This window comes from Frigoribacterium sp. UYMn621 (assembly GCF_040549525.1).
Classification (GTDB): Bacteria; Actinomycetota; Actinomycetes; order Actinomycetales; family Microbacteriaceae; genus Lacisediminihabitans.
The window spans coordinates 1-13,641 of sequence record NZ_JBEPTM010000011.1 but is presented as its reverse complement, the minus strand read 5'-3'; the positions used below and the strand labels follow the sequence as shown (position 1 = coordinate 13,641).

Sequence of the window (13,641 nt, the reverse complement as noted above, 5' to 3'; positions counted from 1 at the left end):
TCTCCTGCATTTTGGGAGGAAGGAGGGAGCGGAGACTCAGCGGATGCGACAGAGCTACTGCTCGTGTACGTCACCCTCGCGGAGGTCGGCGAGCAGGTTGATCGCGCGGGCCACATCGATGGGGCCGGCGACCCGGAAGTTCGCGAGAGTCGAACCGTGCCCGCTCTTGAGGCCAACGTCATCCGCACCGAGAGCCGCGAAGGCATCCTCGTCCGTCACGTCGTCGCCCGCATAGAAGACCGCCGTGGCCTTCGTGTAGGTGCGCAGATGCTCGACGGCCTCGCCCTTGGTGGTGGACCGCACCGAGAACTCGAGCACATTCTTGCCGCTGCGGATGGTGAGGTCATCGAGCTCGGCGGCGGTCTCGCTGCGAGCGACCAGGTGCGCGATCCGGCTGTTGCGCTCTGACGCGAGCCGGGTGTGGAGAGCGAATCCTGCCGGCTTCTCCTCCAGCCAGACCTCGTCGAAGGAATTGGCCACCTCGTTGAGCACCTCGCCGAGAACGTCGATGCGCTCGAACTCCGTCGTGTTGAGGGTGACGCTGTCACCGGGGTTGTCGAGTCGGAGCTCGATGCCGTGGGACCCGACGAGCAGCACGCTGTCCGGCAGGTCCGACACCTCGATGAGGCTGTCGAGGGCGCGACCGGAGACCAGTGCCACCCGCGTGTTGGGCATGTCGTTGAGGCGAAGCACGGCGGCGCGCGCCTCGGGCAGCGCACGGGCATGCTCCGGCGCATCCACCTCCGGCGCGAGAGTGCCGTCGAAGTCGAGCGCCACGAGCAGCCGTCGGGTGCGCGCGAGTTCCCGCAGCGCTCCGATGAACGGCTCGGGCAGTCGAGAGAAGTTGGGAGGGGTGTCTACGTCGACCATCAGGAAAGTCTGTGCCCCTCGGATCCGTGGTGCGCCCGGCTCTCGAGCACATCCAGGAAGTCGCGCGACCAGCGGGAGACGTCGTGCTCGAGCACCCGCTTGCGAAGCGATCGCATGCGCGCGGATCGTTCACTCTTCGGCATCGCGATGGCCTGCAGGATCGCCTCCTTCACGCCGTCGATGTCGTGCGGGTTGACGAGGAGCGCCCGTTTCAGCTCGTCGGATGCCCCGGCGAATTCGCTGAGGATGAGCACACCACCGTCGTCGAAGCGGCAGGCCACATATTCCTTGGCCACGAGGTTCATGCCGTCCCTCAGTGCCGTGACGAGCATCACGTCGGCGGCGAGGTACAGCGCCACCATCTCATCCCGGGGGAAGCCGTGGTGCTGGTAGCTGATCGGCACGTGGGCGATCGTGCCGTAGTCGCCGTTGATGCGGCCGACCGTGAGCTCGATGTCATCGCGCAGCGCCATGTAGGCCTGCACCCGCTCGCGACTGGGGTTGGCGACCTGCACGAGCGTGACGTCCTCGGAGCTCAGCTTGCCCTCGGCGAGCAGTTCGCCGTAGGCCTTCAACCGGTGGGTGATGCCCTTGGTGTAGTCGAGGCGATCGACCCCGAGCATCACCGTTCTCGGATTGCCGAGCTCTGCGCGGATCTGCTTCGCTCGCTCCTGCACCTCAGGAGTGCGGGCGAGTTCTTCGAAGCTGGCACTGTCGATCGAGATGGGGAACGCGCGGGCGACAACGGTTCGGAAGCTTCCCTGGCGTTTGATCTCTCCGTAGACGCGAACACCCGGAGACGCATCGACGATGGGCACCTCGACCTGGTAGCCCTTGGTGGCATAGCCCTTGAGGCGACGCACCGCCCGCTGGAAGTTGCTCGCATCCGCGACCCGCTGGAATCCGATCACGTCGGCTCCGAGGAGTCCCTCGATGATCTGGGTGCGCCACGGCAGCTGGGAGTAGATGCCGTAGGGCGGGAAGGGGATGTGGTTGAAGAACCCGATGGTGAGGTCCGGGCGGATCCCGCGCAGCAGTTTCGGCACGAGCTGGAGTTGGTAGTCCTGAATCCAGACCACCGCGCCGGGTGCTGCTGCCACGGCCGCGGCATCCGCGAATCGCTGGTTGACCTCGACGTAGCTGTCCCACCACTCGCGGTGGTAGCTGGGCGGGGCGATCACGTCGTGATACAGCGGCCAGAGCGTGTCGTTGGAGAAGCCCTCGTAGTACTGCTCGATCTCGAGCGCGGTGAGGGCCACGGGGATGATGCGGATTCCGTCGCTGTCGAAGGGGTCGAGTTCGAGGTCCGGCTGGCCACCCCAGCCGATCCAGGCACCCTCGTTCTGCTTCATGACCGGCTCGAGGGCGGTAACGAGGCCGCCGGGAGACCGGGTCCAGCTGGCGGAGCCATCGGCACCGACAACGCGGTCGACAGGGAGGCGATTGGACACGACGATGAAGTCGTAGGTGCCGCTTGTCGTTGAAGTCACTGTGCCACCAAGGTTACTGCACAGCACGGAACTAGCATTGCCCGATGGCAACTACCCGGCTCTACAACCACGGCGTACTGAAGACCGAAGGGTTCCCGGTCGAAGACATCTCCGACCACATCCTCGAGGAGGGCTGCACGGTCTGGGCGGACTTCCTCTCCCCCGGTGAGTCGGACCTCGCGACCATCACCGAGGAGCTGGGGCTGCATCCGCTGGCGGTCGAGGATGCCGTGCATTCCTCCCAGCGGCCGAAGCTCGACCGCTATGACACCCACCTGTTTCTCGCCGCCTACGCCGTCTCTCTCGACACCGTGACCGGGGAGCTCGAGACCCATGAGATCAAGGCCTTCATCACGCCGCACGCGCTGGTCACCGTCCATGGCCCGGATTTCGACATGTCGAAGGTCGTCCAGCGGTGGGACAGCGACAAGGACCTCGCGAAACACGGCGTCGCCTACCTACTCTGGGGGCTTCTCGACGAAATCGTCGACGGTCACTTCGAGACTGTGCAACAGCTCGACACGGCGTCGGACGAGCTCGAGGATGCCCTGTTCGACGACCGCCCCCGCGACAAGGAGGTGCAGCGGCGATCCTTCGAGTTCCGCAAGTCTCTCGTGCTCTTGCGGCGGGTGGTCCTGCCGATGCGTGAAGTCGTGAACACAGTGCTCCGCCGCGATCTCGAGGCCTTCGACACGGAGATGACCCCGTACTTCCAGGATGTCTACGACCACGTGCTGCGCGCTACCGAGTGGACGGAGTCGCTTCGCGATCTGATCTCGACCATTCTCGAAACGAATCTCAGCATCCAGAGCAACCGCATGAACCTGATCATGAAGAAGGTGACGAGTTGGGCGGCCATCATCGCCGTGCCGACGGCGATCACCGGATTCTTCGGCCAGAATCTCAAGTTCGCCGGGTTCGGCACGACCTGGGGTGTCTGGCTCTCGATCGGGCTGATCGTCGCGGCGTCCCTCGGGCTCTACCTGCAGTTCAAGAAGCGCGACTGGCTCTGACGCTGCGGGGCGAACGGAAGAGCCCGACGACAGCGGCGATCGACCGCACGGGCACGAAGGCCTCGCCCCGGCCGTTTCCGGCGATGAGTGGGCCTTCCGCTGCACAGGCGCCACCAGTGCCGAAACCGTTGAGAGCGCGGCGACACCGGAGAAATCAGCCCTGCGAGAGAGCGAGCCCGAGCGTCGCGAGAGTCACCGTGATCGGCGCCGCGATGAGCCCGAGCAGGGCGTAGCGACCCCACGAGATCTCGACGTCCAGTGCCTTCAGCCGTTCATGCCAGAGGAGTGTGGCCAGCGACGCCCAGGGGGTGATCAACGAACCGACGTTCACGCCGATCAGCAGCGCGACGAGCCGAACGGGGTCGCCGGCCACGGGCTCGAGAGCCAGATACGCCGGCAGGTTGTCAATGGTGTTGGCGCCGAGGGTCGCGACCCCCGCCAGCCGCAGCAAGCTCAGCGGGTCGTTGCCGGTGCCCGAAACGGTGGCGAGCAGCATTCCGAGACCGAGCGAGTGGGCGGCTTCCACCACGAGGAAGAGGCCGGAGGCCAGCAGCACGAGTTGCCACGGAAGCAGTCCGAACCGCAGCACCGAACGGCGCCTCACGAGAAAGAACGCCCCGAGAACCGTGGCAGCGATGACCGTGGGGATCCAGACCTCCAGCCCCGAGACGAGGGAGGGGATGAGCAGTGCCACGACCACACCGCTCGCGATCAGCAGCACGCGATCGTCGAGCCCCTCGGCCGGCTCGGTGCGATAGCGCACCAGGAGGTCCCGCCGGAAGACGAGGAACAGGATGAGCGCGGGCACCACCACGGAGATGAGCGCTGGCACAGCGGTGAGGGCCGCGAACTTGAGGGGACCGATGCCTGCGAGCTCGTGTTCGGCGAGCAGGTTGGTGAGATTCGAGACCGGGAGCAGCAGCGACGCCGTGTTCGCCATCCAGACCGTCGTGAGGGCAAAAGGCAGCGGGGACAGCCCGGCATGGCGGGCCAGGATCACGACGACCGGCGTCAGGAGCACGGCCGTGGTGTCGAGTGAGAGGAAGATCGTGCCGACCACCGCGAGGGCGAGCACCAGCAGCCAGAGCAGCCACGCCCGGCCGCGACCCCAGCGGGCGGTCTGCTCTGCGACGAGGCGGAACAGTCCGGCTTCGGCCGCGAGCTCGGTGACCACGGTGATCGCGACCACGAACAGCAGGATCGGCCAGACACGCTCCCCGATCGCCAGCGCGTCGGCGGCGGGGAGGATGCCGGTGGCGATGGCCACGAACCCGAGGAGGAGGAGGGCGGCCCCGAGAATCGCAGTTCGCACGTCACATCCTCTATTGCTCGGCGCCGTTCCGGCGCTCAACACTATCCCGGGCTGTGCGCCCTTCTCACAGCGGAGTACCGTGGAAATATCGACTTGAAAGGCATCCGTTGCGCAAATACATCTTCAGTGGCACCTTCGTCAGCGCCGTCCTCGGCGGGTGGGGTACCCTCCAGACGACAAGAAAAGGTCCGCGCGACTGGCGACTCGCCCTCATGTGGATCAGCTGGGTCATCACCGTCGTCGTGGCGGTGGACACGGTATTGGAGCAGTCGCGCAAGGTCGACGAGCTAGAGGAGTAACCATGCACAACCCACTGATTCCGGGAATGTACGACATGGGTGCGGGGGCCCTCGGGTTCCTCGGATTGGTGGTCTGGGCCTTCTTCTCGCTGCTCGCCCTCGCGATCGTCGTCGGACTCGTCTTCCTCCTCGTGCGCTTCCTCCTCGTGGCAACCCGGGCAGCGCAGTTGTACGTCGCGAAGAACGAGCCGCCGAAGCCTCCGGCCGCGCCGCTTCCGACTCCCGCGGCCCCCAGCGCCCCCGCCGCTCCCGCCCCCTCATCGACCTCGCCTGCCGCCCCGAAGTCTGCGGCACCATCCGCCGCGTCCACGACGGCATCCCCGACGGTGACGTCCCCGACCGCATCCCCGACCGTGGCATCCCCGACCGTGGCATCCCCGCAGAAGACGGCCACGACCAAGGTCGCGCCCGTGGTGCCGAAGGCCGCCCCTCCGACTCCCACCCGCACCATCACCCCGGCGACTCCCCCGGTGTCGGCGACTCCCCCCGCTCCGGATACTCGGGAAGCGAGGGTCGCCCCTGCTAAGCCACCGGTCGTCAAGGCACCGGTCGTCAAGCCACCGGTCGTCAAGGCACCTGTCGTCAAGGCACCGACCAAGCCGCGCACCCCGAAGACACCGCCGACCGTCTAGCTCCAAGCGCGTCCAGCGCCACGGTACCGCACGCCACGAACCCGGCTTCAGGCGAGGAACGCGCGCAGCAGCGCGGCAGAGCCCTCGAGGTGTTCCTGCATGGCGGATGCCGCCCGTTCGGCATCCCCGGTGAGAATGGCGATGACGATCGCCTCGTGCTGCTGGTTCGAGTGTTCGATGTTGGGCTGCAGCAGCGGGATATCGTCGAGCAGTCCGTTCACCAGCATCCGGTTCTCCGCCAGCAGCGGCACAAGGGATGGCGCTCCCACGAGCTCCCCGATGGTGAGGTGCAGGCGGGAGTCGAGCCGCCGATAGTCGGCGATGGTCGCCGCCGCCGTCTCGCGCAGTCGGGTCCAGAGCAGTTCGCGGTCGCCGGCTGTGAGACTGCGGGTCGCAGCGGATCGCGCCGCTCCGACCTCGAGGATGTCGCGCAGCGCGAGCACGTCCTCGATCTCCTCGGCTGTGGGAGGGGCGGATGTCGCAAAGCCGTCGATTCCCGAGACCGCGACGCGCGGCGGCGGCGCGTCCACGACGAAGGTGCCGCCGTAGCGACCACGACGCGAGACGAGGAATCCCGCATCGGACAGCGAGCGGATGGCATCGCGGACGGTGTCACGGCTCACCGAGAATCGGGTGGCGAGATCACGCTCGGAAGGCAGCGCCTCCCCCGGCGGCACGATCCCGAGGCGGATGGCCTGCAGCAGGCGGCTCACCGTCTCCTCGAAGGCGTTGCCCGCGCGAACGGGTCGGAAGAGGGCATCGCCGGCGACATCCGCCCGCAACAGCCCTCCCCCGTCGCTCACGATTACAGGGGTGTCACGTAGGCGGCGCTGATGCCTCCATCGACGAGGAACGTCGAGCCGGTGATGAAGGAGGAATCATCGCTCGCGAGGAACGCGACCGCCGCGGCGAGCTCTTCCGGCTCCGCAAAGCGTCCCTTGGGAATGTGCACGAGACGACGCTGGGCGCGTTCCTCATCCTTGGCGAAAAGCTCCTGCAGCAAAGGAGTGTTGACCGGACCGGGGCACAGGGCGTTCACCCGGATGCCCTGGCGCGCGAACTGCACGCCGAGTTCGCGGCTCATCGCGAGTACGCCGCCTTTGGACGCCGTGTAGGAGATCTGGCTGGTCGCCGATCCGAGCACCGCCACGAACGAGGCCGTGTTGATGATCGAACCGGACTGCTGGGCCACCATGTAGCGGAGCGCCGCGCGGCAGCACAGGTAGACCGACTTGAGGTTGACATCCTGCACGTGCTGCCAGGCAGGCAGCTCGGTGGTCTCGATCGAGTCGTCGTCCGGCGGAGAGATGCCGGCGTTGTTGAAAACGATGTCCACCGATCCGTAGGTCTCGTTGACGGTCGCGAAGAGGGCGTTCACCTGGGCCTCGTCACTCACGTCGACCTGCACGAAGAGCCCCTCCACCTCCATGGCCGCCGCCCCGCCCGCCGCCGGGTTGAAGTCGGCGATCACGACGGCCGCTCCCTCCGCCGCGAACCGCCGGGCCGTGGCGAGACCGATGCCGCTCGCTCCCCCGGTGACGACAGCGACCTTTCCCGCGAGCCGCTGCGTGAGGTCGATCTTCGCTACTGCCATGTGATGGTTCTCCTAACTGGTGCTGGTCGAGTGGGCCGCGCGCGGCCGCATGGAGACCCGCGGATCGGTCAATCGGTGCTGATAAAGACGTTCTTGGTCTCGGTGAACGCGGTGGCGGCATCCGGTCCGAGCTCGCGCCCGAGACCGCTCTGCTTGAAACCGCCGAAGGGAGTCGAGTACCGCACAGAGGAGTGCGAGTTGACCGAGAGGTTGCCGCTGTCGATCGCGCGGGAGACGCGGATGGCGCGGCCGACGTCCCTCGTCCAGATCGAGCCGCTCAGGCCGTAGATGCTGTCGTTGGCCAGGGCGATGGCGTCTGCCTCGTCGTCGAATGGCAGCACACTGACAACCGGACCGAAGATCTCGTCCACCACCACCCGGTCGGTGCGTGAGTCGGGCAGCAGCACCGTGGGAGCGAACCAGTAGCCCGCCCCCTCCGGAGCGCTTCCGCGGAAGGCGACCTGCGAGTCATCGGGGACGTACGACCGCACCTTGGCCAGGTGAGCCGCGGAGACCAGCGGACCCATCTCGGTGTCCTCTGCGAGCGGTGATCCCACCCGCACGCCCTTCACCGCGGGCTCCAACAGCTCGAGAAAGCGGTCGTAGACGCTGCGCTGCACCAGAATGCGGCTGCGCGCGCAGCAGTCCTGGCCGGCGTTCTCGAACACCGCGTAGGGGGCGGTCGCCGCGGCCTTCTCCAGGTCGGAGTCGGCGAAGACCACGTTCGCCGACTTGCCACCGAGCTCGAGGGTCACCGCCTTCACCTGGTCGGCGCAGCCGGCCATCACACCCTTGCCGACGGCGGTCGAGCCGGTGAACACCACTTTGCGCACATCCGGATGGGTCACGAACCGCTCCCCGATCACGGAGCCCTTGCCCGGCAGCACCTGGAACAGCCCGGGCGGCAGGCCGGCCTCGAGGGCCAGCGCACCGAGGCGGATCGCGGTGAGCGGCGTCCACTCCGCGGGCTTGAGCAGCACCGCGTTGCCGGCGGCGAGCGCGGGAGCGAAGCCCCAGGCCGCGATCGTCATGGGGAAGTTCCACGGCACGATCACCCCGACGACGCCGAGCGGCTCGAGGAAGGTCGCGTCGATGCCACCGGCCACGGGGATGGTCTTGCCGATCATCCGCTCCGGGGCGGCGGCGTAGTAGTCGAGCACGTCGCGAACATGCCCGGCCTCCCAGCGCGCCTGCGAGATGGGATGCCCGGAGTTCGCCACTTCCAGCCCGGCGAGATTCTCCAGGTCGGCGTCGACGGCCCGCGCGAATCGGCGAAGGGCCGCGGCCCGCTCGGCAGGCGGGAGTGCCGCCCAGGCGCGCTGGGCGGATGTCGCAGCGGCGACCGCGTCATCCACCTGCTCGAGGCTGCTGTGCTCGACGGTCTGCAGCGATACCTCGGTTGCCGGGTTGATGAGGGTGATCCCCGTCATCGGGCCGCCTCCGCGCGATGGTAGTCCCGGGCGGCATCCACGAGGCCGGCGAAGAGCCGGAGGTCATCGCCGGTCTGCTCCGGATGCCACTGCACGGCCACCCCGAATGGCACGCCCTCGAGCTCCACCGCCTGGATCACGCCGTCGTCGGTGCGCGCGGTCACTCGAAGTCCCTCTCCAACGCGGTCGATCGCCTGGTGGTGGTAGACCGCCACCTCGAGCGGATCGGTGCCGACGAGTCGGCCGACCGAGCTGTCCGCATCCGCCTCAACGTCAACCCGGCTGAAGGTGCCGCCGCCGAGCTGGTACTTGTCGGTGCCGATGATCTCGGGGAGGTGCTGGTGCAGGGTTCCGCCGCGCGCGATGTTGAGCACCTGGGCGCCACGGCAGATGCCGAGGAATGGCAGTTCGCGCGAGATCGCCGCGGTGAGGAGCGCATCCTCCCAGGCGTCCCGGTCGGTGCGCGGGGTATCCGTGGTGGGATGCGGTTCCTGGCCGTACCGCGCCGGGTCGACGTCTTTACCGCCGGTGATCAGCAGGCCGTCGAGGCCATCGAGCACCCGATTGGCGATCTCCTCGGAGACGGGCTGCGGTGGCAGGAGCACCGCGATCCCCCCCGCGCGGGTGATCGCCTCGAAGTAGACCTTCGGCAGGAAGGCGGCCTGCACGTCCCACACCCCTGTCTGCGCCTGCTCGAGGTAGGTGGTGAGCCCGATGATCGGGCCGGCCGAGGTCTCGACACGCTCGCTGGTACTCGCTACTCGACCAGCAGAAGTATCTGTTGGTCGAGTAGGGCGCCCAGCACCCGTGGCTCCCCTGAGTAGGTCGCTCCGCGACCGTGTCGAAGGGTCGAGACCCGCCGTATTCTCAGAAACGCTCAAAGCCGCGCACCCGCTCCCAGTCCGTAATGGCGGCATCGAAGGCCTGGACCTCGATGCGCGCGTTGTTGAGGTAGTGCTCCACGACATCCGCCCCGAAGGCTTCACGGGCGATCTCGGATTCGCCGAAGAGTTCCGCCGCCTCCCGCAGCGTCGTCGGCACGCGCGGGGCATCGCTGCCGTAGGCATTGCCCTCGAACATCGGCTCGAGCTCCAGCTCGTGTTCGATTCCGTACAGCCCGCCGGCGATCAGCGCCGCCGTGGCCAGGTACTGGTTCACATCTCCGCCGGGCACCCGGTTCTCCACGCGCATCCCGAGGCCGTGCCCGACGACGCGAAGCGAGCAGGTGCGGTTGTCGAGCCCCCAGGCGACGGCCGTCGGGGCGAAGCTTCCGTCCACATAACGCTTGTAGGAGTTGATGTTCGGCGCGAAGAACAGCGTCATCTCTCGCATGGTCTTCAGCTGCCCCGCGAGGAAGTGGCGGAACATCTTCGACATGCCGAGAGTGTCGGCGTCATCGGCGAAGACCGCACTCCCGTCGGCGCCACGGAACGAGATGTGGATGTGGCAGGAGTTGCCCTCCCTCTCGTTGAACTTGGCCATGAAGGTGAGAGCCTTGCCGTGCTTGTCGGCGATCTCTTTCGCGCCGTTCTTGTAGATCGAATGGTTGTCGCAGGTCGTGAGCGCGTCTTCATAGCGGAAGGCGATCTCCTGCTGCCCGAGGTTGCACTCACCCTTCACGCCCTCGCAGTAGAGCCCCGCTCCCTCCATGGAGACGCGGATGTCCCGCAGCAACGGCTCCATGCGCGTCGAGGCGAGTAACGCGTAGTCGATGTTGTAATCGCTCGCCGGGGTGAGACCGACGTAGCCCTTGCCCCACGCATCCCGGTAACTGTTGTCGAAGACGATGAACTCGAGTTCCGTGCCGACGTAGGGCACGAGGCCCTTCTCGGAGAGCCGGGCGATCTGCTTCTTCAGGATCTCGCGGGGAGCCGGGTCGACCGGTCGCTCGTCGAGCCAGGTGAGGTCGGCCATCACGAGGGCTGTTCCCGGAAGCCACGGCACGAGTCGGAGCGTCGACAGGTCGGGGATCATCGCCATGTCGCCGTAGCCCTTCTCCCACGAGGAGATGCGGTACCCGTCCACGGTGTTCATCTCGACATCCACCGCCAGCAGGTAGTTGCAGCACTCCGCGCCGTGGCGGCTGATCTCCTCCTTGAACAGGCGGGCGGACGCCCGTTTGCCCACGAGTCGCCCCTGCATGTCGGTGAACGCCACGATCACGGTGTCGATTGCGCCGTCATCGATGAGCTCGTTGAGCTGTTCTGTGCTGAGCATTCCCGTGCGAGCGGCCATGGGGGTTCCTCGTCTTCTCGAGCGTTTGCCAACCATTGCATCACGGTGGCACGACCCCGATCCTAGAGCGTGTAATGCACTGTTTACGTCCAAAGGTAGACACGAAGTACCAATAAACGCCATGCTCTCCGGTAAGCGTGACGCGGTGGCACATCGCGCCCGGCTCCCGACGATCCCCTCCTGGAGGAATACATGTCAAAGAACACGGTCTCCGGCGTCACCTACACGAAAGCCGAGGACGGCTACTTCGAGAAACGAAGCCTCAAGCGCACGGCCGGATTCTGGGGCCTCTGGGGCATCGGAATCGCCGCCGTCATCTCGGGCGACTTCTCCGGATGGAACGTCGGCCTCGCGACCACGGGCTGGGGCGGCCTGCTCATCGCCACCATCGTCATCGTGATCATGTACTTCACCATGATCTTCTCCATCGGGGAGATGTCCGCGGCGATGCCGCACACCGGCGGGGCGTATTCGTTCGCCCGGGCCGCCCTCGGTCCGTGGGGAGGATTCGTCACCGGGATCTCCGAGTCCATCGAATACGTCGTCACCACGGCCGTGGTCGTGCTGTTCTCGGCCGCCTACGCCGGGCAGATCATCACCGACCTCACCGGCGCGGAGGTGCCGGCCTGGCTGCTGTGGATCATCCTCTACGCAGTCTTCATCGGCCTGAACTCGCTGGGAGCCTCGGTCGGATTCCGATTCGCCCTGATCGTCGCGATCATCTCGATGGCCGTGATCCTGCTCTTCGCGGTGTTGTCCATCGCGAATGGCGCGGTCGACTTCTCCCGACTGTTCGACATCGCCCCCACATCGGGCAATTCCAGTTTCCTGCCCTTCGGCGGCATCGGCATCCTGTTCTCCCTGCCCTTCGCCATCTGGTTCTTTCTCGGCATCGAAGAGTTGCCTCTGGCCGCGGAAGAGGCGAAGAATCCGGCGAAGGACATCCCGCGCGCGGGAGTCTGGGGCATCATCACCCTGGCCTTCTTCGGTCTTCTCATCCTGTTCCTGAACCCCGCGGTGACGGGCTCGAAGGCCCTCACCGTGTCGCCGGGAGACGGCGACGAACCGCTTCTCGCCGGCTTCCGGGCGTTCCTGCCCGACAGCGTGGCCGCTCTGCTCGCACTCTTCGCACTCATCGGGCTGCTCGCGTCGCTGCAGGGCATCATGTTCGCCTACGGCCGCAACATGTACTCGCTCTCCCGGGCCGGCTACTACCCGAAGTTCCTCTCCCTCACCGGCAAGAAGCACCAGACTCCCTGGGTGGCACTTCTCGTCGGAGGAGTGATCGGCTTCGTGATCCTCGTCGTCGTTGCGCTGGTCATCCCGGCTGTCAACCCGAATGCTGCGGGTGCCGCCACCGGAATCATCCTGTTCATCGCCGTGTTCGGCGCGGTCATCTCCTACGTGATGCAGATGATCTCGTTCATCGTGCTCCGCCGCAGGTTCCCCTCGGCGAAGCGCCCCTACAAGAGCCCGACCGGCATCGTCGGCGCCGTCGTCGCCGGCGTCATCGCCGTGGCGGCGTTCATCGGCATCGTGGCGAACCCCACGTTCAATCTCGCGGTGATCACCTTCGTCATCATCTTCGTCGTCGGACTCGCCATCTTCGCCCTCGTCGGGCGCAACCGCCTCGTGCTCTCACCAGAGGAGGAATACGCCCTCAGCGGCGGCCTCCACGGCGACCCCCAGACCGAGGGCTACGACGCGATGGAAGACGAGATGTTCACCAAGTAACCTGCACCGCTCGGAAAAGGCTCCGGATGTCGCATCCGGAGCCTTTTCCGTGTCGGCGTGTCATCTGCCCTGTTCGAGGGGTCGGGCGCATACTGAGCAAACTATCAACCTGAACTTGAAGGGTGAGTCGTGATGGAATCACGCACGCACAGTCGTACGATCTCGCCCGAGGAGTCGGCAGAGCTCGAAGAACTCGTCTTCGAACTGGTGCGCGAGCGATTGCTCAAGGCCGTCGGGGCGGGTGGCATGTGGACACTGCAGTTCCGCGCCAGCACCGACACCGACTCGCTCTTCGGCGAGACGATCTCCGAATACATCGCCCGTGACATCGCCGACCAGATCGCCGCGCCCCGCGCCGCGGGAGACCTCGCCGAGACCTCGAGCGAGGCCGACCTCGATCGCGTCGAAGACGACGTCCAGATCGCCGTCGACGAAGAGATCCCCGTCGACGAACAGATCCCCGTCGACGAACAGATCACTGCCGAGCAAGAGATCACCGTCGAAGCCCTCGACTGGTCCACCGCTCCCGCGCCGGCGGAAGCCGACGTCGTTCTCGTCGAAGAGCAGCACGACGAACACCGCATGTTCAAGCCGCGCAAGGCCGCCTGAGCGGTCGGTTCGGCGAGTGCGGACCCGCGCTTTAACCACAGGGCGTCAGTCGATCTCGGCGTGAGGCATCCGCCGCTCAGGAATCACGAGTCGTTGCCCCGTTAAACACTGATCGCCGCCGCTCCGAGGAGCGGCGGCGATCGGGGTTTAGACTCGATTCCCGAACCGAGGCAAACCTGAATCTTCGTGCCAAAAGCGCCCCCGCGCTCGACACACGATATTCAGGAGACCCAGAGTGTGTGTTGCCCCCTGCATCTGGCTCAACTGTACCGCCGCACTGCCGAGCTTGTCTCTAGTGGGGAATACCCCAGAACGGGTGGTTAACGCTCGCTAGCTGTAGTTCCCGAGGACGTTGTGATCAGCGTGGCGTGAGCTGAGATAGCGAAGACCTCCGGTATCGAAGTGGGTTACCACACTCATTCC

The 13,641-nt window shown here is 66.3% G+C and carries 13 protein-coding genes; 5 read left to right on the top strand and 8 right to left on the bottom strand.

Features of this window, described 5'->3' with window-relative positions:
* Positions 1-54 precede the first annotated feature (54 nt).
* Positions 55-870 carry a trehalose-phosphatase gene (gene otsB / locus ABIB54_RS14735; RefSeq protein WP_354576273.1) on the bottom strand — a complete coding sequence of 272 codons (816 nt, stop codon included), beginning with the start codon at positions 868-870 and terminating at the stop codon, positions 55-57.
* Positions 870-2,360: an alpha,alpha-trehalose-phosphate synthase (UDP-forming) gene (locus ABIB54_RS14730; protein ID WP_354576272.1), complete on the bottom strand. Its 1,491-nt coding sequence runs from the start codon at positions 2,358-2,360 to the stop codon at positions 870-872. The genes otsB and ABIB54_RS14730 overlap by 1 nt, the downstream gene beginning before the upstream one ends.
* Positions 2,361-2,404: 44 nt before the next feature.
* Here ABIB54_RS14730 and ABIB54_RS14725 point away from each other — a divergent pair, with 44 nt between their 5' ends.
* The gene (locus ABIB54_RS14725) at positions 2,405-3,373 is read left to right on the top strand and encodes a magnesium transporter CorA family protein (RefSeq protein ID WP_354576271.1); all 969 of its coding nucleotides are present in this window, start codon (positions 2,405-2,407) and stop codon (positions 3,371-3,373) included.
* Between the two features lie 154 nt (positions 3,374-3,527).
* Here ABIB54_RS14725 and ABIB54_RS14720 read toward each other — a convergent pair whose 3' ends face one another.
* Positions 3,528-4,685, bottom strand: coding sequence for an SLC13 family permease (locus ABIB54_RS14720; protein ID WP_354576270.1), 1,158 nt, complete (start codon positions 4,683-4,685; stop codon positions 3,528-3,530).
* 107 nt (positions 4,686-4,792) lie between these two features.
* Here ABIB54_RS14720 and ABIB54_RS14715 point away from each other — a divergent pair, with 107 nt between their 5' ends.
* Together ABIB54_RS14715 and ABIB54_RS14710 are read left to right on the top strand one after the other, a co-directional pair.
* A complete protein-coding gene (locus ABIB54_RS14715; protein WP_354576269.1) occupies positions 4,793-4,984 on the top strand; it encodes a hypothetical protein in 192 nt (63 codons plus the stop codon).
* Between the two features lie 2 nt (positions 4,985-4,986).
* The gene (locus ABIB54_RS14710; RefSeq protein WP_354576268.1) at positions 4,987-5,616 is read left to right on the top strand and encodes a hypothetical protein; all 630 of its coding nucleotides are present in this window, start codon (positions 4,987-4,989) and stop codon (positions 5,614-5,616) included.
* Positions 5,617-5,663: 47 nt separating this feature from the next.
* Here the strand turns inward: ABIB54_RS14710 and ABIB54_RS14705 are convergent, their stop codons facing one another.
* From ABIB54_RS14705 to ABIB54_RS14685, 5 genes are all read right to left on the bottom strand, one after another.
* Positions 5,664-6,419, bottom strand: coding sequence for a FadR/GntR family transcriptional regulator (locus tag ABIB54_RS14705; protein ID WP_354576267.1), 756 nt, complete (start codon positions 6,417-6,419; stop codon positions 5,664-5,666).
* A gap of 2 nt (positions 6,420-6,421) precedes the next feature.
* On the bottom strand, positions 6,422-7,210 hold the full coding sequence (locus ABIB54_RS14700; RefSeq protein ID WP_354576266.1) for a 3-oxoacyl-ACP reductase: 789 nt from the start codon (positions 7,208-7,210) through the stop codon (positions 6,422-6,424).
* Between the two features lie 68 nt (positions 7,211-7,278).
* Complete coding sequence (locus ABIB54_RS14695) at positions 7,279-8,640, bottom strand: aldehyde dehydrogenase family protein (RefSeq protein WP_354576265.1); 1,362 nt, start codon at positions 8,638-8,640, stop codon at positions 7,279-7,281.
* Positions 8,637-9,356, bottom strand: a complete 720-nt coding sequence (locus tag ABIB54_RS14690; protein ID WP_502917140.1) for a gamma-glutamyl-gamma-aminobutyrate hydrolase family protein — start codon at positions 9,354-9,356, stop codon at positions 8,637-8,639. The genes ABIB54_RS14695 and ABIB54_RS14690 overlap by 4 nt, the downstream gene beginning before the upstream one ends.
* 151 nt (positions 9,357-9,507) lie before the next feature.
* On the bottom strand, positions 9,508-10,875 hold the full coding sequence (locus ABIB54_RS14685) for a glutamine synthetase family protein (protein ID WP_354576264.1): 1,368 nt from the start codon (positions 10,873-10,875) through the stop codon (positions 9,508-9,510).
* Between the two features lie 192 nt (positions 10,876-11,067).
* Between ABIB54_RS14685 and ABIB54_RS14680 the strand changes: the two genes are divergently transcribed.
* Together ABIB54_RS14680 and ABIB54_RS14675 are read left to right on the top strand one after the other, a co-directional pair.
* Positions 11,068-12,609, top strand: a complete 1,542-nt coding sequence (locus ABIB54_RS14680; protein WP_354576263.1) for an amino acid permease — start codon at positions 11,068-11,070, stop codon at positions 12,607-12,609.
* Positions 12,610-12,741: 132 nt separating this feature from the next.
* Positions 12,742-13,218, top strand: a complete 477-nt coding sequence (locus ABIB54_RS14675; protein ID WP_354576262.1) for a hypothetical protein — start codon at positions 12,742-12,744, stop codon at positions 13,216-13,218.
* Positions 13,219-13,641 lie beyond the last annotated feature (423 nt).